This window comes from Frateuria sp. GZRR33, from assembly GCF_051900425.1.
GTDB lineage: Bacteria > Pseudomonadota > Gammaproteobacteria > Xanthomonadales > Rhodanobacteraceae > Frateuria_A.
The window spans coordinates 50,186-68,953 of sequence record NZ_JBHZGK010000006.1 but is presented as its reverse complement, the minus strand read 5'-3'; the positions used below and the strand labels follow the sequence as shown (position 1 = coordinate 68,953).

The 18,768-nt window shown below is 67.6% G+C and carries 13 protein-coding genes, 1 tRNA gene and 1 riboswitch; of the genes, 5 read left to right on the top strand and 9 right to left on the bottom strand.

Annotated features, from left to right (window positions below):
- Positions 1 to 32: 32 nt before the first annotated feature.
- Both ACFWZU_RS09325 and gcvP read right to left on the bottom strand, forming a co-directional pair.
- Positions 33 to 2,522, bottom strand: coding sequence for a beta strand repeat-containing protein (locus tag ACFWZU_RS09325; protein ID WP_439701231.1), 2,490 nt, complete (start codon positions 2,520 to 2,522; stop codon positions 33 to 35).
- A gap of 827 nt (positions 2,523 to 3,349) precedes the next feature.
- Positions 3,350 to 6,238, bottom strand: coding sequence for an aminomethyl-transferring glycine dehydrogenase (gene gcvP / locus ACFWZU_RS09320; protein WP_439701230.1), 2,889 nt, complete (start codon positions 6,236 to 6,238; stop codon positions 3,350 to 3,352).
- A gap of 38 nt (positions 6,239 to 6,276) precedes the next feature.
- A riboswitch (glycine riboswitch) is annotated at positions 6,277 to 6,370 on the bottom strand.
- 203 nt (positions 6,371 to 6,573) lie between these two features.
- Between gcvP and ACFWZU_RS09315 the strand changes: the two genes are divergently transcribed.
- Positions 6,574 to 6,984 (top strand): VOC family protein, encoded by a 411-nt coding sequence (locus tag ACFWZU_RS09315; protein ID WP_439701229.1) that lies wholly within the window; start codon positions 6,574 to 6,576, stop codon positions 6,982 to 6,984.
- A gap of 218 nt (positions 6,985 to 7,202) precedes the next feature.
- Here the strand turns inward: ACFWZU_RS09315 and ACFWZU_RS09310 are convergent.
- Positions 7,203 to 7,287 (bottom strand) — tRNA-Leu (locus tag ACFWZU_RS09310).
- A gap of 136 nt (positions 7,288 to 7,423) precedes the next feature.
- Here ACFWZU_RS09310 and rnr point away from each other — a divergent pair.
- From rnr to ACFWZU_RS09295, 3 genes are read left to right on the top strand one after another with little or no spacing between them, the layout of a single operon-like run.
- Entirely contained in the window at positions 7,424 to 10,312 is a 2,889-nt protein-coding gene (gene rnr / locus ACFWZU_RS09305; protein WP_439701228.1) for a ribonuclease R, read from the top strand.
- Positions 10,309 to 11,061: a 23S rRNA (guanosine(2251)-2'-O)-methyltransferase RlmB gene (gene rlmB / locus ACFWZU_RS09300; RefSeq protein WP_439701227.1), complete on the top strand. Its 753-nt coding sequence runs from the start codon at positions 10,309 to 10,311 to the stop codon at positions 11,059 to 11,061. Before rnr ends, rlmB begins: the two co-directional genes overlap by 4 nt.
- On the top strand, positions 11,058 to 11,339 hold the full coding sequence (locus ACFWZU_RS09295; protein WP_439701226.1) for a CBU_0592 family membrane protein: 282 nt from the start codon (positions 11,058 to 11,060) through the stop codon (positions 11,337 to 11,339). The genes rlmB and ACFWZU_RS09295 overlap by 4 nt, the downstream gene beginning before the upstream one ends.
- Positions 11,340 to 11,586: 247 nt before the next feature.
- Here the strand turns inward: ACFWZU_RS09295 and phoU are convergent, their stop codons facing one another.
- The 6 genes from phoU to rnt all read right to left on the bottom strand — a co-directional run bounded on the left by phoU (position 11,587) and on the right by rnt (position 17,074).
- On the bottom strand, positions 11,587 to 12,303 hold the full coding sequence (gene phoU, locus ACFWZU_RS09290) for a phosphate signaling complex protein PhoU (RefSeq protein ID WP_439701225.1): 717 nt from the start codon (positions 12,301 to 12,303) through the stop codon (positions 11,587 to 11,589).
- Positions 12,304 to 12,421: 118 nt separating this feature from the next.
- Positions 12,422 to 13,192: a phosphate ABC transporter ATP-binding protein PstB gene (gene pstB / locus ACFWZU_RS09285; RefSeq protein ID WP_439701430.1), complete on the bottom strand. Its 771-nt coding sequence runs from the start codon at positions 13,190 to 13,192 to the stop codon at positions 12,422 to 12,424.
- Between the two features lie 28 nt (positions 13,193 to 13,220).
- Positions 13,221 to 14,084 carry a phosphate ABC transporter permease PstA gene (pstA, locus tag ACFWZU_RS09280; RefSeq protein ID WP_439701224.1) on the bottom strand — a complete coding sequence of 288 codons (864 nt, stop codon included), beginning with the start codon at positions 14,082 to 14,084 and terminating at the stop codon, positions 13,221 to 13,223.
- Positions 14,084 to 15,091: a phosphate ABC transporter permease subunit PstC gene (pstC, locus tag ACFWZU_RS09275; RefSeq protein ID WP_439701223.1), complete on the bottom strand. Its 1,008-nt coding sequence runs from the start codon at positions 15,089 to 15,091 to the stop codon at positions 14,084 to 14,086. Before pstC ends, pstA begins: the two co-directional genes overlap by 1 nt.
- Before the next feature lie 153 nt (positions 15,092 to 15,244).
- Entirely contained in the window at positions 15,245 to 16,279 is a 1,035-nt protein-coding gene (gene pstS, locus ACFWZU_RS09270) for a phosphate ABC transporter substrate-binding protein PstS (RefSeq protein ID WP_439701429.1), read from the bottom strand.
- A gap of 135 nt (positions 16,280 to 16,414) precedes the next feature.
- Entirely contained in the window at positions 16,415 to 17,074 is a 660-nt protein-coding gene (gene rnt, locus ACFWZU_RS09265) for a ribonuclease T (RefSeq protein WP_439701222.1), read from the bottom strand.
- Positions 17,075 to 17,266: 192 nt separating this feature from the next.
- Here rnt and ACFWZU_RS09260 point away from each other — a divergent pair, with 192 nt between their 5' ends.
- Positions 17,267 to 18,520 (top strand): porin, encoded by a 1,254-nt coding sequence (locus ACFWZU_RS09260; RefSeq protein WP_439701221.1) that lies wholly within the window; start codon positions 17,267 to 17,269, stop codon positions 18,518 to 18,520.
- Positions 18,521 to 18,768: the final 248 nt, after the last annotated feature.

Genomic DNA, 18,768 nt, shown 5'->3' with positions numbered 1-18,768 from the left:
GGCAGGGTGCGCGGCCCTGCCTCGGGACCTGACTATTGCGCGGCCGGCGGTGTGTCGGTCTGGAACATCGACGGATCGAGCGGGGCGTAGATCACCGTGTCGCCATTCTGCGTGCCGCCATAGAAGCTTCCCGCACCCAAAGCGCCGCTTGCGTACTGCGCGGTCAGCGCCTGGGTACCGAAACCGATGGCGCTGTTGGCGTTGGTATTCACGGTGTACCCGTTGAGCTGGAGCGGGTTGGCGGTGATGAACTCGATCCCGGCGTCGCTGGCGGTGCTCCCGGGCAGAACGTTGCTGAACTTGCCGCCGAGGCTGATGCTGCCGCTGCCGAGCGTGGCGGGTGCGGGCGAGCCGTCGGCGCCGGTCGCCACGTTCCCCAGGTAGACGTAGCCCGGCCAGTAGAACTTGCTGCCGCTGCCGGTAGCGATGTTGCCGGAGGCCTGGATCACCAGGCGTGTGTTGGGGATCGTCGCCGGGGCCGGGGCCGAACCGTCGCCGAAGATGCCGGGCGAATTGAGGTACGACGGCGGCACCAGGGTCACGCTGCCATCCACCAGAAGGTTTACCGAGCCGGCTGCCTTGTTGTAGGTGACCGGCTTGAGCCAGATCCTCAACGGTGCGCGCCTGGAGTGCACCGGCAGATAGGCGTAGCGGAAGTCGGTGCCGGGCGAAGGCAGTGCGCCCACGGTGCCGGTGAAGGCGACGGTCAGGCGCGGATCGGTGCCGGTAAAGGCGAGGTTGCCGTGCGGCCCGGCATAGACGCTGCTGAGCGGTTGGCCCGCATCGCCCAGGTAGATCCAGCCGGCGGTCAGGGTGCCACCGAGCAGCACGTTCGGATCGACGACACGGCCATCCGTGGGCGCGATCGTATAGGTCGGACCCTTGATGCTGATCATGTGCGCGGACACGGTCGCGCCATCGGCGATGGTGACTGCGTAGTCGTCGGCCATTTCGCTGCCGGCGGCGATGGTGATGTTGCCCGCCTGCGCGCCGTTGCTGCCGACGCCGAGCAGGTTGCTCAGGATCTTCACCTGGCGCCCGTGGACGATCGCGCCATCGACCGCCAGCGGCGTGGCGAGCGTGAGGATGCCGTCGGTCCAGAACGTGGGCGTGTCGTTGGTGGCGTTGTAACCACCGGCCGAGCTCACCAGTTCGCCGATGGGGTTGGTCGCCGACACGTCGGCAGCGTTCGCGCCGAACCCGGTCTGCACCTTGCCGCCGAGATAGACGTCCTGCCAGCCCTTGACCTGGAGCTTGGCCCCCTTGGCCAGTTGCAGGACGCCGGTGTTGACCAGGCTGCCGGTCGAGCTGTTGCTGCCGCCGCCGTAATGGTTTGCGCGGTTGGCGTCGATGGTCAGCTGTCCGTAGCTGGTGATGGTGCCGGTGTTGGTGATCGAGTAGTCCGCACCGCCCTGGTAGCGGCGGTCCGACGAGGTGCTCAACCCGACCACGCCCACGATGTGGCCGCTGTTGTCGATGCTTCCGTCCACCACGTCGATCAGCTGGGCGCCCTTGATCGTGCCGCTGTTCATCAGGTTCCCGTGCGAGACGGTGATGCGTGGGGCGCTGTAAGTGCCCTCGTTGGTCAGCGAGCTGAAGGTCGCCGCCACGTTGCTGACGAGTGTCCCCTGGTTGTCCACGGCACCGTTGGAAGCCGGCAGCGTCAGGGTGCCCAGGTTGGTGAACAGGCCGGACACGCTGTAATCGTCCAGCACGAGCGTGCCCTTGTTGAGGGCCGAGCCCGCAGAGCTGAAGCCGGCGAGGCTGCTTCCGGAAGGCAGTTTGCCCAGGGTGGTCAGCGAGGCGGTCGCGTCGCTTGACGTCCCGGCTCCCGCATTGGCCGACGCCATGCCGGCGCTCAGGGTGGTGCTGCCGCTGGGGCCGGTCAATGCGCTCAGGTGCACATTGACGATGCTGCCGCCGGCGATCAGCACGGTGGTGCCACTGACGGTCGCCCCCTTCGCCACGCTCACGGCGCCGCCGTGGCCGTCATAAGCCAGCGACGCGGTGCTGCCGTCGAAGCTGACACCGCCGGACACGAGCGTATTTGCGATCAGGCCCACGTTCGCGGTCGAGCTGATGTGCGCCCCGGCGCCCACGACGATGCCGTTGCGGTTGGCTACGAAGATGCTGGTGCCGTTGCCCGTGAGCCGACCGAAGATCTGCGAAGGGCTGCCGCTGCTGTCGATGTTGAGGACCGCGGCACCGTAGCCGGCGGTACCGTCGTTGAAGGTCAGCTGCGCCTGGGGACCGAGGTTGAAGCCGCCCGCCCGTGTCGGGTTGATGTCCGTGCCGGAACCCCAGTCGATGACCGCGATGGCGCTCCCGCTGCTGCCCGCGTTGCCGATCGTGATGGTCTGTGTGCCGGCGTCGACGATGCCTGCGCTTACTTCGCCGCTGACGATCCGGCCCATGCCGGGCAATTGTCGGGTGCCCACGGCGGCCTCCGCAGCCGGCGCATGCAGGGCAAGCGCGATGGCGGCGACCAGCACCGGGTTGGTCCAGCCACTGTTCCTGTACATGGGGGCTTCCTTGATGGAATGGGGGCGAGCAGGCAAGCGCGCGCAAGCTACGAAGACGGATGTGGCGGACTCGTGAGTACCGCGGAACGCCATGTCCTGCTTGGGCGAGGACGCTCAGAAGCCGACCTGGAGCAACACGAAGGCGTGCGCCCGGTGCCGTCGGCGCATCTCGGGCGGACCTTCGAGGCGCCCGCCAGGAGCGGAGGGTGCATGCCCGCGTCCGGCAAGTCGATCGCCGGGCTGGCGCCGACATCGGCCAGTGCCGGCCAGGCCGGTCTCCGGGCTGGTGGCTGGCTGTAGCGCGGCACACCGCACTCCGCGAAGCTGCCGGCGCGAGTGCGCGAGTGCGCGAGTGCGCGAGTGCGCGAGGGCGCGAGGGCCATGCGCCATGCGCCATGAAGGCAATCGCCGTTGAGCCGGCCGGGATAGCGAGGTCCCCACCAGCGTGCCCGGCAGCCATGCTGCTAGCGTGCCGAGGCCACCCGGCAGCCAGTGTTCGCAGGAGCGCAGGGTGTCAGGTGAAGCCCCGACGAGCTCGAGCTGTGCGTCATGGCTGCCTGGCAGCGCCTGGTCGAGCCCGAGGCGGGCCGTGTGGGCATGGACGCGGATCCGGGCCCGACGCGAGCCTGGCCCGCTTGCAGGGCAGGGTATCGCCTACCGGAGCATGCCGCTGGGTGCAGCGGACATGCGGATCGGTACATCGGGCCGCAACCTGTTACTGGGTCCCGGCCGTGAGCTATGTGTGCCGGGTGGCAGCCGCCTCGCCCCCGGCAATGCCGGCTTCGGGCGGACAAAAAAAGGGCTCCTTCCGGAGCCCTTCCTTTGCCTCAGGACACGTTCGGTTCGCTGAACGCCTCGATCTCTTCCTTGAAATCGTTGATCGGAACGCAGCTGCAGAACACGTTCTTGTCGCCGTAGATGTTGTCCACGCGGGCCACCGGCGACCAGTACTTCTGGAACTTCAGGCTCGGCAGCGGGAAGGCGGCCAGTTCGCGCGGGTAGGCGTGGGTCCACTCGGTCGCCGAGACCTGGGTGGCGGTGTGCGGGGCGTGCTTGAGCGGGTTGTCCTCGCGGTCCAGGCGGCCGTCCTCGACCGCGCGGATCTCGTCGCGGATCTGGATCATCGCGTCGATGAAGCGGTCCAGCTCGTGCATCGACTCGGACTCGGTCGGCTCGACCATCAGGGTGCCGGCGACCGGGAAGCTCAGCGTCGGGGCGTGGAAGCCGAAGTCGATCAGGCGCTTGGCCACGTCCTCGGCGCTGATGCCGGTGGCATCCTTGAGCGGGCGCAGGTCGAGGATGCACTCGTGCGCCACCAGGCCGTTGCGGCCGGTGTAGAGCGTCTCGAAGTGCGGGGCCAGGCGTCTGGCGATGTAGTTGGCGTTGAGCAGCGCGACCTGGGTGGCGCGGCGCAGGCCTTCGTTGCCCATCATGGTGATGTACATCCAGCTGATCGGCAGGATCGAGGCCGAGCCGAAGCTCGCCGCCGACACCATGCCCACCGGCGTGTCCTCGCCGAGCTTGCGCGGCAGGAACGGGGCCAGGTGCGACTTGACCGCGCACGGACCGACACCCGGGCCGCCGCCGCCGTGCGGGATGCAGAAGGTCTTGTGCAGGTTGAGGTGCGAGACGTCCGAACCCCACTTGCCGGGCTTGGCCACGCCGACCAGCGCGTTCATGTTGGCGCCGTCGGTGTACACCTGGCCGCCGTGCTTATGCACGATGTCGCAGATGGCGACGATGTCCTCCTCGAACACGCCGTGCGTGGACGGGTAGGTGATCATTAGCGCGGCGAGGCGGTCGGAATACTTCTCCGCGTTGCGGCGCATGTCTTCCAGGTCGACGTTGCCGTTGGCGTCGCACTTGGTCACCACCACCTGCATGCCGCACATCTGCGCGGAAGCCGGATTGGTGCCGTGAGCCGACTCGGGGATCAGGCAGATGTCGCGATGACCTTCGCCGCGCGAGCGGTGGTAGGCGCGGATCGCGAGCAGGCCGGCGTATTCGCCCTGCGCGCCGGAGTTGGGCTGCAGGCTGACCGCGTCGTAGCCGGTGCACTCGACCAGCATCGCTTCCAGGCCGTCGATCAGTTCCTGGTAGCCGGTGGTCTGCGAGGCCGGCGCCAGCGGATGGATCTGGCCGAATTCCGGCCAGGTCACGGGGATCATTTCGGCAGTGGCGTTGAGCTTCATGGTGCACGAACCCAGCGGGATCATCGTGCGATCCATGGCCAGGTCCTTGTCCGCCAGTGCGCGCATGTAGCGGAGCAGTTCGTGCTCGCTGTGGTGGGTGTTGAACACCGGGTGGGTGAGGAAGGCGCTCTTGCGCACGGCCGCCGCGGGCAGGGCGTCGGAGATGGCCGCGTCGAGCGCGTCGATGTCCGCCTGCGCGCCGAACAGGCCGGCCAGCGCGACGACGTCGGCGCGGGTGGTGGTCTCGTCCAGGCTGATGCCCACGCTCGTCTCGTCGATATGGCGCAGGTTGATCCGCGCGGCCTCGGCCTTGGCCAGCACCGCCTTGGCGTCGATGCCGGTGACGTGCAGCGTGTCGAAGAATTCCTTGCCCACCGCCACGCCGGCGTTGCCCAGCGCGGCGGCCAGGATCGCGGCCAGACGGTGCACGCGGCGGGCGATGCGGGTCAGGCCTTCGGGACCGTGGTAGACGGCGTACATGCTCGCCATCACCGCCAGCAGCACCTGCGCGGTGCAGATGTTGGAGGTGGCCTTCTCGCGGCGGATGTGCTGCTCGCGCGTCTGCAGGGTCAGGCGGTAGGCCTTCTTGCCCTCGGCGTCGATCGACACGCCGATCAGGCGTCCCGGCATCGAGCGCTTGTAGGCGTCGCGGCAGGCCATGAACGCGGCGTGCGGGCCGCCGAAGCCGTACGGCACGCCGAAGCGCTGGGTGTTGCCGACCACGATGTCCGCGCCCCAGTCACCGGGCGCGGCGATCAGGGTGAGCGCAAGCAGGTCGGTTGCCACGCAGACGATGCCGCCGCGTGCGTGCACGGCGTCGGCCAGCGCCTTGTAGTCGCCGATGTGGCCGAAGGTGTCGGGGTACTGCAGCAGGATGCCGTAGCTGTCGACGGCGGCGGCGTCGGCATCGGAGCCCACGACCAGGTCGATGCCCATCGCCTCGGCGCGGGTCTGCAGCACTTCCAGCGTCTGCGGGTGCACGCGGTCGGAGACGAAGAACACGTTCGACTTCGACTTGCCCGAGCGCTTGGCCAGCGTCATCGCCTCGGCGGCCGCGGTGCCTTCGTCCAGCAGCGAGGCGTTGGCGATCTCCATGCCGGTGAGGTCGGCGCACATGGTCTGGAAGTTGATCAGCGCTTCCATGCGGCCCTGGGAGATCTCCGCCTGGTAGGGCGTGTAGGCCGTGTACCAGGCCGGGTTCTCCAGAATGTTGCGCAGGATGACGTTGGGCGTGTGGGTGCCGTAGTAGCCCTGGCCGATGAAGCTCCGGAAGACCTGGTTCTTGTCGGCGATCGCGCGGATCTTGGCGAGCGCCTCCACTTCGGTCACCGCCGAAGGCAGATCCAGCGGCGCGGGCGACTTGATGCTGCCCGGCACGATGGCGTCGGTCATCGCCTCGAGCGAGTCGTAGCCGATCGTGCGCAGCATCTGCGCGATCTCGGCATCGTTGGGGCCGATGTGGCGCGCGATGAAGGCGTCGTGGTTTTCCAGGTCGCGCAGCGAAGGGGTGGAGTTGTGGCTCATGACGGGCGTCCGAAGGCAACGCGTGCATGCCGCACGCGGGGCGCCCCTCTGTCCTTTTGCCTGAGAGTTTGGAAGCGAACGCTTCGTGCCCCTTCGGCGGCGGATCGAACCGCTCTCTCCAGAGTTTTTGCACGCGGCGGTATCGGGCCTGAGCGATTACGGGCGTTGCGTCTTCGGCAGCGGGTTGTTCCCCGCTTCTCCCGGCGCGTGCGAAGGGTCGATTATACAGGCCGGCCATCCGCGCGCGTGCGGCCTGGCTTAACGGCCCGCGCGCGTGGGTGTGCGTTCGGCCGGTGTCTGTAACATCGCACTCTCCCAGCTGGCAGCACAGCCCCATGCCTCCCTTCCGACTCCAGCAGATCGACCATGTGGTACTGCGCGTCTACGACCTGGCGGCCATGCAGGCGTTCTATTGCGACGTGCTCGGTTGTACCGAGGAGCGGCGCCAGGACGCCATCGGCTTGGTGCAGCTGCGCGCGGGCAGTTCGCTGATCGACCTGGTACCGCTCGACGGCAAGCTCGGCCGCCTGGGCGGCGCCGGGCCGGGTAGCGAGGGGCACAACATGGACCACCTGTGCCTGAGCGTGGAGGGCTACGACGAGGCGGCCATCGTGGCGTACCTGAAGGCGCATGGCGTGCGCGTGGGCGACATCGGCTCCCGCTACGGGGCGCAGGGCGAGGGGCCGTCGATCTACTGCTACGACCCGCAGGGGAACATGGTGGAGTTGAAGGGCCCGCCCGCTTGAGCCCTCTCCCCTCCGCGAAAAGGTTCAGGTGATGGGGACACTCTTGCGATGGACTTGCTACGAGCGGTCTTCCAGGAGCGGTCGCGCCAACCATCCCCGCGAGCCCCGCCCTCACCCCGTCCCTCTACCTAAAGGGGAGAGGAGGCATCAGCGGATGCGTGCGTGATTCGAAAGCCGGAAACGAAAAAGCCCGCCTTGCGGCGGGCTTCATCTACAATTGGTGCCCAGGAGAGGACTCGAACCTCCACGGTTTTACCCGCTAGTACCTGAAACTAGTGCGTCTACCAATTCCGCCACCTGGGCAGGTGTCGCGCGAGCCGTTCGGGCTGCGCGAGCCGCGTAGAGTAGGCATGTCCCCCCAGCTTGTCAACACTTCGTTGATAGGAAATTCATTGCAACGCGCGGCATGCTGCGCGGCGCTCCAACACAAGGATCCTTTGTGACCAGAAAGAAGACATCCCGCACCGGCAAGGGCGGCGACACCGCGGCCCCGCGCGCCCCCAAACCACGCGCCCGGGGCGGTTCACGGCGTACGCCACCGGCCGGCGCGCCCGCCCACGCCAAGGGTGGTCGCGATCCATTCGCCGAGCGTGAAGCGCAACGCTACGAGCGGCCCATTCCCAGCCGCGAGGCGATTCTGGCGCTGCTGGACGAACGCGGCGAGATGCTGAGCGAGGCACGCATCGCCGAGGCGCTCGACCTTCATGAGGAAAGCGACATCAGCGCGCTGCGCAAGCGGCTCGGCGCGATGGTGCGCGACGGCCAGCTGCTGCAGGGCCGGCGCGGTGATTTCGCGCCCGTGCGCAAGCTGGACCTGATCCCCGGCGTGGTGCTGGCCAATGCCGAGGGCTACGGCTTCCTGCGCCCGGACGAGGGCGGGGATGACCTCTACCTCTCGCCCCAGCAGATGCGCATGGTGCTGCACGGCGACCGCGTGCTCGCCAGCGTGGTGGGCATCGACCGGCGCGGCCGGCGCCAGGGCGCGATCGCCGAAGTGCTGCAGCGGCGTTCGCCCCGGCTGGTCGGCCGTGTGGTGATCGAGAACGGCGTGACGCTGGTCTCGCCCGACGACCGGCGCCTGCACCAGGACGTGATGATCCCCCCGGGGAAGGAGCAGGGCGCGCGCGCCGGGCAGATCGTGGTCGCGGAGATCACCGATCCGCCCACGCCGCATCGCGGACCGCTGGGCACGATCGTGTCGGTGCTGGGCGAGCGCCTGCAGCCCTCGCTGCTGGTGGAGATGGCGATCGCCAGCTACGACCTGCCGCACGAATGGCCGGCCGACGTGCTGCGCGACGCCGCGCAGGTCGAGCCGGAAGTGACCGCCGCCGAGCGCCAGGGCCGCACCGACCTGCGCAAGCTGCCGCTGGTGACCATCGACGGCGCCGACGCGCGCGACTTCGACGACGCGGTGTACGCCGAGCCGCGCCGCGGTGGCGGCTGGCGGCTGGTGGTCGCGATCGCCGACGTCTCGCACTACGTCAAGGTCGGCAGTGCGTTGGACCGCGAGGCCTACGAGCGCAGCACCTCGACCTACTTTCCCGGCTTCGTCGTACCGATGCTGCCCGAGACGCTGTCCAACGGCATCTGCTCGCTCAACCCCAAGGTCGAGCGGCTGTGCATGGTCTGCGACATGCAGATCAACGACGACGGCGAGGTGGTCAAGTCGAAGTTCTATGACGCCGTGATGCGCTCGCACGCGCGGCTGACCTACGACATCGTGTGGCAGGCGGTCGGCCTGCTCGAACCGGAAGCGCGCGACCAGGTCGCCGACGTGCTGCCGCAGCTCGAACACCTGCACACGCTCTACAAGGCGATGGCCGCGCAGCGCAAGCGCCGCGGCGCGATCGACTTCGAGACGCCGGAGGTGAAGTTCCGCCTCGACCAGCGTGGCGAGGTCCAGTCGATGGGCGCCACCGAGCGCAACGACGCGCACAAGCTGATCGAGGAATGCATGATCGCCGCCAACGTCCAGGCAGCGCTGTTCCTCAGCAGGAAGAAGATCCCGGCGCTGTTCCGCGCGCACGAGCCGCCGCCGGCGGAAAAGTACGAGGACCTGCAGCAGTTCCTGCGCGAGTTCAAGCTGCGCATGCCGCCGGTGGAGGAAGTCACGCCAGGCGATTTCGCGGACATCCTGCGGATGGTGAGCGACCGCCCGGAGCGCGAGCTGATCCAGTCGGTGCTGCTGCGCTCGCAGAGCCTGGCGGCCTACCAGCCGGAGAACCGCGGGCACTTCGGCCTGTCGCTGGAGGCCTACGCGCACTTCACCTCGCCGATCCGCCGCTATCCCGACCTGCTGGTGCACCGCGCGATCCGCTACGCGCTCACCGGTGGCAAGCCCAGCGACTACGCCTACTCGCCCAGCGACATGGCCGCGATGGCGGTGCATTGCTCGCAGCGCGAGCGCCGCGCCGAAGAGGCCGAGCGCGACGTCGACGAGCGCTTCAAGACCGCGTGGATGTCCAAGCACGTCGGCAGCGAATTCGACGGCGTGGTCACCGGCGTGACCTCGTTCGGCCTGTTCGTCGAACTGGATGAATCGCGCGTGTCGGGCCTGGTGCACATCAGCCAGCTCGCCAACGACTATTACCACTTCGACCCGATCCGCAAGCTGCTCAAGGGCGAGCGCACCGGGGACCAGTTCCGCCTCGGCGACCATGTGCGTGTGCAGGTGCTGCGCGCGAGCCTGGAGGACCGCAAGATCGACTTCCGGCTGGTGCCCCGCCGCGAAAAGGCCGCACCGCCGGCCGGCTCGCGCAAGGTCTATGACTACAGCGCCAGCGGCGAGCGCTACTCGCTGCCCAAGGCCGCGCCCAAGGCGCCGGTGAAGGCCCAGGGCTTCTTCGGTCGTGCGGCCCAGGCGGTGGGTCGCGCCTTCGGGCGAGGGACCCCACCCGCGCCGGCCCAGGAGCAGCCGGCCGTGCGTGGCAAGGCCGCCAAGGTGGCTTCCGAGGCGTTGGGTCGCCAGGCGACGCCGGCGCAGACACGCGAATTGCCCCGAGTCAAGTCCAAGGCCACAAAGGTTGTTTCGGAGGCGGTCGGCCGGCGGGCGCTACCCGATGGCGGCGCGCCCGAGCGTACCCGTCAGCGCCAGGACCATCAGTCGTCGAGCAGGGCGGCTGGTGGCCGCCAGGCCAACGAGGGCCAGCGCAAGCCGGCACCGCGCAAGGGCGGGGAAGCGAGGGCCAATCCGGCCAGCCACCCGGTCGCCAAGGACAGCCCGGCAGTGACCAACCGCGGCGTCGGCGGCAAGCGCAAGGCGCTCGAGGCAGCGTCGGATGCAAACAAGCGGCCGCGCCGTCGGCGCAAGCCCAAGGGTGATGCATGAGCGAGAGCTGGATCGTCGGTATCAACCCGGTGGAAGGCGCCTTGGCCAACGACGCCTCGCGCGTGCGTGAAGTGCTGGTGGACATCGCCACCGCCCAGCGCAATGCACGCATCAAGGAGTTGGTCGACCAGGCGCGCAGCCACCACATCCCGGTGCACCACCGGCCGCGCGAGCAGTTGGACAAGCTGGCAGGCCAGGCGCGCCACCAGGGCATCGTTGCGCTCTACGAGCCGCCGCCGATGGCCCACGAGGATGAATTGGCCGGGTTGCTCGAACGCGACGGCATGGAGACGCTGGTGCTGGTGCTCGATGGCATCACCGACCCGCACAACCTGGGTGCCTGCCTGCGCTCGGCGGCGGCGGCCAAGGTCACGGCGGTGGTCGTGCCGAAGGATCGCGCCGTCGGCCTGACCCCGGTGGTGCGCCGCGCCTCGGCCGGCGGCGCCGACCGCGTGCCGCTGGTGGCAGTCACCAACCTGGCGCGCACGCTGCGCGAGCTCAAGGATGCCGGGGTGTGGATTACCGGGCTGGCCGGCGACACCGACACCTCGGTCTACGAGGTGGACTTCCGTGGTCCCGTGGCGCTGGTGCTCGGCAGCGAAGGCGAGGGCATGCGCCGGCTGACCCGCGAACTGTGCGATTTCGTGGCGAAGATCCCGATGCCCGGGATGATGGAGAGCCTCAACGTATCGGTCGCCACCGGCGTGGTGCTTTTCGAGGCGTTGCGACAGCGGGGGGCAAAGCGATGAGCACGCTGTTCTGGTACGACTGGGCCGGCTTCGCCGGCGTGGTGCTGGTGCTGCTCGCGTTTCTCTTGCTGCAGGCCCACAAGCTGCACGGCAATGGGCTTACCTATCAGCTGATGAACGTCCTGGGTGCACTCGGAGTGGCGTTGTCGCTGCTGTTCGGGAGCTTCAACGCGTCGGCGTTCGCGCTGGAGGTGGCCTGGATGGCGATCGGAATCTTCGGGATCGTGCGCAGCGCGCGACGGCGGCAGGCGGAGCGGGCGAGCCTGCCGGATCTGTAGTTCGGCGCAAGGCTTCCCCCATCCGCCTGTCGGCACCTTCCCCCGTAAACGGGGGAAGGCTCGCCCTGGAGGTTCACGCCAAGCTTGTCGCCCTGCCGATCACCCGCTTTGTTCCTTCCCCCCGTGAACGGGGGAAGGGCTCGCCTTGGAGGTTCCCGCCAGGCTTGTCGCCCCCGCCGCTCACCGCCTTGTTCCTTCCCCCGTTCAGGGGGAAGGTGCCCGCAGGCCGGATGGGGGAGACCTTGCCTCAGCCCCCCAGCTTCGGCATTTCCGGATTCGACGTGAGGTCGCGCTTGTCGCGCTGCTTGTCGAGCGGCTCGCCGTACACCTGGTACCAGAGGTTCTCCGCGATGTTGGTCGCGTGGTCGCCGATGCGCTCGATGTTCTTGGCCATGAACAACAGGTGCGTGCACGGCGTGATGTTGCGCGGGTCCTCCATCATGTAGGTCAGCAGCTGCCGGAAGTAGCCGGTGTAGGCCTCATCCAGCCCGGCGTCGCGTTTCCATACCTGGTAGCCCTGCTCGGCGTCCTGCCGGGCATAGGCACCGAGCACGTCGCGCACCTCGGCGGCCGCCAGCCTGGCGAGCAGGCCCAGGCCGCTGGTGGGGGCGACGGGCGCGACCATCGACAGCGGGATCGAGCGCTTGGCGACGTTGGCCGCGTAGTCGCCGATGCGTTCGATGTCGGAGGCGATGCGCAGGGCGGCAAACACGTTGCGCAGATCGCCGGCCATCGGGGCGCGCAGGGCGAGCAGGCGCACCACGTCGTGGCTGATTTCCTGTTCCAGCGCGTCGATCGCATCGTCGTTGGCAACCACGCGCTGGGCCGCGCGATCGTCGCGGCGCTCGACCACGTCGATGGCCGCCTCCAGCTGCGCGGCGGCGAGCTCGCCCATGCGGACGATCTCGCCGGTGAGGCGCGCCAGTTCGCTGTCGTAGCTCTTGATGATGTGGTCTTTGGTCATGGGTTCGTCTCGGGTAGTTCGTTAGGCGGGCAGAGCAAGGACATCAGGGCGACCCCGGCCCTCGCCCAGCGCTCCTCCCCATCCTCGACAAAGGCCGGGGCAGAGCAGGCAGCTCGCGTCAGCCGAAGCGGCCGGTGATGTAGTCCTCGGTCTGCTTCTTGCCGGGTTTGGTGAAGATCTTCTCGGTTTCGTCGAACTCGACCAGCTCGCCCAGATACATGAAGGCCGTGCGGTCGGACACGCGCGCCGCCTGCTGCATGTTGTGCGTGACGATCACGATGGTGAACTGGCTTTTCAGCTCCTCGATCAGCTGCTCGATGCGGCCGGTGGCGATCGGGTCGAGCGCCGAGGTCGGCTCGTCCAGCAACAGCACCTCGGGCCTGAGCGCGATCGCGCGCGCGATGCACAGTCGCTGCTGCTGGCCGCCCGAAAGGCCCAGCGCGTTCTGCTTGAGTTTGTCCTTGACCTCGTCCCACAGCGCGGCGCCACGCAGCGCCTGCTCCACGCGCGCCTGCATGTCGGACCTCGACAGCCGCTCGTGGTGGCGGATGCCGTAGGCGACGTTCTCGAAGATCGTCATCGGGAACGGCACCGGCTTCTGGAACACCATGCCGACCTTGCTGCGCAGGCGGTTGAGCGAGTAGCGCGGGTCGAGGATGTTTTCGCCGTCCAGCTCGATCGAACCGGTCGCCTTCAGCTTCGGGTAGATCGCGTAGATCCGGTTGAAGATCCGCAGCAGCGTGGATTTGCCGCAACCGGACGGCCCGATGATCGCCGTGACCTGCTTCTCGGGAATGTCCATGCCGATGTTTTTCAGCGCATGGAAGCCGTCGTAGTGGAAATTGAGGTCGCGGACCTTGAGCTTGGGCTCGGCCACGGGTGGCGCCATCGAGGGAGCCAGGGCGAGGGCGGCAGCGTTAGTCATGGGACACCTTGCGGGTAAACAGCAGGCGGGAGGCGAGGCTGAGCAGCAGCACGAACAGCGTGACCACGAAGGCGCCGGCCCAGGCCAGCGCATGCATCGTCTCGCCCGGATCGTTGGCGTACTGGTAGATCACCTGGGGCAGGCTGGACATCTTGTCCAGCGGGTTGACCGTCATGAAGTTGTTGCCGAAGGCGGTGAACAGCAGCGGCGCCGTCTCGCCGCTGATGCGCGCAAGCGCCAGCAGCACGCCGGTAACGATGCCCGAACGCGCCGCGCGCAGCAGGATCTGGGAGGTCAGCTTCCACTGCGGCACGCCGATCGAGAGCGCGGCCTCGCGCAAGGTGGAAGGCACCAGCCGCAGCATTTCGTCGGTGGTGCGCACGATCACCGGCAGCGCGATCAGCGCCAGCGCCACGCCGCCGGCGAAGCCGGAGAAGGTGGTGTTGCCGTGGGTCAGCGCGGTGCTCGGCAACACGATGATCGTGTAGACGAACAGGCCCATCACGATCGAGGGTGCCGACAGCAGGATGTCGTTCAAGAAGCGGATGGTCTCGCCCAGCCGCGTGCGGTTGGCGTACTCGGCCAGCCAGGTGCCCGCGAGCACGCCGATCGGCGTGGCGATGGCGATACCCACGAAGTTGATGATCAGGCTGCCGACCATGGCGTTGGCCAGGCCGCCCTGGTCGCCGTAGGCAGTGATCCTGGTGAACAGCTTCAGATCGAGCGCGGCGATGCCCTGGCGCAGGGTTTCCCACAGGATCCAGGCAAGGAAGGCCAGGCCGATCAGCGTGGCGAGCGTGCTGAGGACGAGCGCCATGGCGTTGGTCAGGCGGCGGCGGAAGTACAGCAGGTCCATCAGCGGCCCTCCCGGCTGGCCAGACGGCGCAGCATCAGCCGCGCGATCAGCAGCACGATGAAGGTCACCACGAACAGCAGGAACGCCAGCGCCATCAGCGCCGATTTCTGCAGGCCCACCGCCTCGCTGAACTGGTTGGCAATGGTCGAGGCGATCGAGGAGCCGGGGTCGAGTAGCGAGGCGGACAGGTCCATCGCGTTGCCGAGCACGAAGGTCACCGCCATGGTCTCGCCCAGCGCACGGCCGAGCCCGAGGAAGATGCCGCCGATCACCGCCGAGCGCGTGTACGGCAGCACGATGTCCCAGGACACTTCCCAGGTGCTGGAGCCGAGCGCGTAGGCGGATTCCTTCAGGCGCGTGGGTACGGTCTGGAAGACCTCGCGCATCACCGAGGAAATGAAGGGGATGATCATGATCGCCAGCACGATGCCGGCGGTGAGGATGCTTGCGCCGAACGGGTAGTCGCTGGCGAACAGCTTGCCGACGAACGGCACGTGCGTGGCCACCCACGAGGGGGTGCCGTCATCCGGGTTGTTGCCGAGGTAGTTGGTCAGCCACGGCTTGATGTGCTCGGCGAAGAACGGCGCGAAGACGAACAGGCCCCACATGCCGTAGATGATCGAGGGAATGCCCGCCAGCAACTCGATCGCCGAGGCGACCGGCGTGCGCAGCCAGCGCGGCGCGACTTCCGAGAGATAGAGCGCGATGCCGAAGCTCACCGGAACGGCGATCAGCAGCGCGATGAACGAGGTGGCGAGCGTGCCGTAGACCGGCACCAGCGCCCCGTATTCCTGGCTGCTGGGGTCCCACGCGGAACTGACCAGGAAGTGCCAGCCGAACGTGCCAAACGCCTCGCGCCCGCCCCACAGCGTGGCGAACGCCGCGCCCAGCAGCGCGGCCAGGACGATCAGCGCGCACGCCTTGAGCACGCCGGCGAACAGCCGGTCGTGGCGGGCGTCGTGACGGGCCCGTTGTTCAGGGGCGGCGGAGGCGGGGATCGTGGACATCAGCAGGAATCAGTGGTGGAGACCATGGTGAACGGGGCGGGCGGATCCCCATCGCAGGGAGGGTAGTCGCTAAAGTGACGGGGGCGCGTCGGTAGCGCCCCCGTCGGCCCGGCGATTGCCTTCCCCTGGAACGGGGAAGGCATCGGTCGTGGCTCAGTGCTTGTATTCCGAAGCCCAGTAGGCCTCGATCTTCTGCACCAGGTTCTGCGGCAGCGGCACGTAGTCGAGCGCGGCCGCCTGCTGCTGGCCGTTCTCCAGCGCCCACTTGAAGAAGTCGAAGGCGACCTTGCTGTGCTCGGCGTTCTTCGGCTGCTTGTACATGATCACCCAGGTGGTCGCGGTGATCGGCCAGGCCTTGGCGCCGGGCGCGTTGGTCATGATCAGGTTGAAGTCCTTGGCGCTGGCCCAGTCGGCGGTGGCGGCCGCAGCGGCGAAGCTGTCGGCGTTCGGCGCGACGACGTTGCCGGCGGCATTCTTAAGGTCGACCCAGCTGATCTTGTTCTTCACCGCGTAGGCGTATTCGACATAGCCGATCGAACCCTTGATCTGCTTGACGTACTGCGACACGCCCTCGTTGCCCTTGCCGCCCACGCCGGTCGGCCAGTCGACCGAGGTGCCGAACTTGACCTGGCTGGCCCACTCAGGGCTGACCTTGGACAGGTAGTTGGTGAAGTTGAACGAGGTGCCCGAACCGTCGGAGCGGTGCACGACGGTGATCTTGCCCGCCGGCAGCTTGAGGCCGCTGTTGAGCGCGGCGATCTTCGGGTCGTTCCAGTTCTTGATCTTGCCCAGGAAGATGTCGGCCAGCGTCGCGCCGTCGAGCTTGACCTGGCCGGCCTGTACGCCGGCGATGTTGACCACCGGCACGATGCCGCCGACCACGACCGGGAACTGGCCCAGGCCGAACTTCGCGAGGTCCTCGGCCTTCATCGGCGCGTCGGAAGCGCCGAAGTCGATCGTGCCTTCCTTGATCTGCGCGATGCCAGCGCCGGAGCCGACCGACTGGTAGTTGAGCTGGTTGCCGGTCTTTTCGGCATAGGCGGCGGACCACTTGGACAGCACCGGATAGACGAAGCTGGAACCGGCGCCGGTGATGTCGGTGGCCTGGGCGGCGTTGGCGCCCATCAGCGTGGCGGCAGCCAGCACGGCGGCGGTGCCGAAGCGGGAAACGGTGGTGGTTGCTTTCAACACGGTCGGTCCTCTTGGAAGTGTGCGTCGCGGGCGGATTCCCGGCGGACGCATTTGAGGTCAGGCGTGTTGCAATGAAATGAGATGAATGTTGCAGCGTGATGACACGCCGCATCCGGCTGTCATGAAAAGCGGTCAGATCAGGGTCAGTCCGACCTGGTCGCGCTCGAGCGTTTCCAGCCGCCGCCAGCGATTGACGATCGAGCAGAACAGTTCCGCCGTGCGCTCGGCATCGTAGATGGCCGAATGGGCCTCGCGTCCGTCGAACGCATGGCCGGCCGCCTGCACCGCCTTGCTGAGCACGGTCTGTCCGTAGGCCAGGCCGCTCAGCGTCGCCGTATCGAAGCAGCTGAACGGGTGGAACGGATTGCGCTTGTGCCCGCAGCGGCGCACGGCCGCGTTGAGGAACGCCAGGTCGAAGGCCGCGTTGTGGCCGACCAGCACGGCGCGCTGGCACTCGCTTTCGCGCATGGCCTGGCGCACCGGGTTGAACACGTGGTCCAGCGCCTGCCGTTCGGACAGCGCGCCGCGCAACGGATTGTCCGGGTCGATGCCGGTGATCTCCAGCGAGCGCGGGTCGATGCGGGCGCCGGGGAACGGCTCCACGTGCGTGAACACGGGCGCGCGCGGGTGCAGGTAACCCTCGCCGTCCATCCCCAGGGTGACCACCGCGATCTCCAGCAATGCGTCGTGTTCGGCGTCGAAACCGCCGGTTTCCACGTCCACGATCACCGGCATGAAGCCGCGGAACCGCTGGCACATCCGGGCAGCCATGCTGTTGCTTACGTATTCCATCGAGGAAGCATATCAGCGCCCGGTGGGGCGCTCGCGAAGTCCGCGTCTGCAGCCTGATGCGTACTGTCTTCGTTCTGTCACGCAATCGGCACGGAACCGTAAACGAAGCGACGCATCCTGCCGCCCATCCCAGCTTGGCCATCCGGATCGAAGGGGGCGGTCGAGGGGTTCCTACCAACAGTGGAGAGACACATGCGTTCGAAGATGCTCGTGGTGGCGATCGCCGCCGGTTTGGGCCTGGCAGGCGCCGGCGTGCACGCGGCACCGGCCCCGCAGGATGCGCAGTCCTCTGCGCGCAGCGTAGAGGTCGAGCAGCTCAAGGCCCAGCTCGCGGCCCTGCAGTCGAAGGTGGACGAGCTCGAACAGCGTACCGACGCGCAGTCGGACATCAACGTGAGCACCGGCCAGAACATCGAGGCGCTGCAGAAGACCCAGGCCGTCCCGGCCTCGTCGCTCGACAAGGCGCTGGCCGACACCAGGTTCTCCGGCAAGATGTTCTTCGACTTCTCGAACATCGACCAGAAGAACAGCGACACCGGCAAGACCGATGCCTCCGGCACGGGCCTGGACGTCAAGCGCTTCTACCTGGGCGTGGACCACCAGTTCAACGACATCTGGTCGGCCAACCTCACCACCGACTTCAACTACGTCAGCAGTGACGGCGAGACCAACCTGTTCGTCAAGAAGGCCTACGTGCAGGGCAAGTTCGACCCCGCGGCGGTGCTGCGCATCGGTTCGGCGGACATGCCGTGGATTCCGTTCGTGGAGAGCTACTACGGCTTCCGCTACGTCGAGAACACCCTGACCGACCGCCTGAAGTACGCCAACTCGGCCGACTGGGGCCTGCACCTGGGCGGTGACCTGGGCGCCAACAAGGTTGCCAACTACGCGGTGTCGGTGGTCAACGGCGGCGGCTACAAGAATCCTGGTCGCAGCAAGGGCGTGGACATCGAGGGCCGCGTGGGCTTCGTGCCGTTCGAGGGCATGGTCGTCGCCGTCGGCGGCTACAGCGGCCACCTTGGCAAGGAAACCGAGAGCGTCGGCGCACCGCAGACCGCCCAGCGTGGTGACGTGCTCGTCGCCTACCAGGACAAGAAGGTACGCGTGGGCGCGGAGTACTTCACGGCGAAGAACTGGGGCAACCTGGTGTTGAGCCCGGTCGAGGACAAGGCGGACGGCTACTCGGTGTGGGGTTCGGTCGCGCTTACCGACGAGCTCGCCCTGTTCGCCCGTTACGACAACGCCAAATTGAGCAAGGACCTGGACGACGCCGCCAAGGACGTCTACTACAACCTCGGCCTGCAGTACCAGGTGACCAAGGGCTTCAAGCTGGCCGCCGTGTGGAAGCACGAGAAGGCCGAACATTCGGTCGCCGACCCGGTGCCGCCGCATGTACAAAACGTCAAGACGAACGAGATTGGCGTGTTCGGCGAGGTCGCGTTCTAGGCGGGCGCTGCGTTTGCCTGCTCTTGAACAAACTTTCACGCGGGGCGTGGATCATTAGCCCCGTGTCAAGGAGTGGTTATCGGAAGGGAGTTCTACCCAGGGAGGGACAACGGCGGGCCGCAAGCCCGCCGTTATTTTTTTGGCCGCCGCATGCTGTGTAGCGGAGGCGATGGGCACGGCGCTGCGTTGTTCCGCGGCTGCCCGGCCTGGCAGGCACGAGCGTGCTGCTATGGTCGCGCTGCCCTTGG

Excerpts from the sequence above, each read along its gene's own strand:
- ACFWZU_RS09295 (WP_439701226.1), top strand. The coding sequence starts at position 11,058 with ATGAGCACGCTGTTCTGGTACGACTGGGCCGGCTTCGCCGGCGTGGTG.
- ACFWZU_RS09260 (WP_439701221.1), top strand. The coding sequence starts at position 17,267 with ATGCGTTCGAAGATGCTCGTGGTGGCGATCGCCGCCGGTTTGGGCCTG.
- ACFWZU_RS09315 (WP_439701229.1), top strand. The coding sequence starts at position 6,574 with ATGCCTCCCTTCCGACTCCAGCAGATCGACCATGTGGTACTGCGCGTC.
- pstA (WP_439701224.1), bottom strand. The coding sequence starts at position 14,084 with ATGGACCTGCTGTACTTCCGCCGCCGCCTGACCAACGCCATGGCGCTC.
- ACFWZU_RS09325 (WP_439701231.1), bottom strand. The coding sequence starts at position 2,522 with ATGTACAGGAACAGTGGCTGGACCAACCCGGTGCTGGTCGCCGCCATC.
- pstC (WP_439701223.1), bottom strand. The coding sequence starts at position 15,091 with ATGTCCACGATCCCCGCCTCCGCCGCCCCTGAACAACGGGCCCGTCAC.
- rlmB (WP_439701227.1), top strand. The coding sequence starts at position 10,309 with ATGAGCGAGAGCTGGATCGTCGGTATCAACCCGGTGGAAGGCGCCTTG.
- pstB (WP_439701430.1), bottom strand. The coding sequence starts at position 13,192 with ATGGCGCCACCCGTGGCCGAGCCCAAGCTCAAGGTCCGCGACCTCAAT.
- rnt (WP_439701222.1), bottom strand. The coding sequence starts at position 17,074 with ATGGAATACGTAAGCAACAGCATGGCTGCCCGGATGTGCCAGCGGTTC.
- gcvP (WP_439701230.1), bottom strand. The coding sequence starts at position 6,238 with ATGAGCCACAACTCCACCCCTTCGCTGCGCGACCTGGAAAACCACGAC.
- phoU (WP_439701225.1), bottom strand. The coding sequence starts at position 12,303 with ATGACCAAAGACCACATCATCAAGAGCTACGACAGCGAACTGGCGCGC.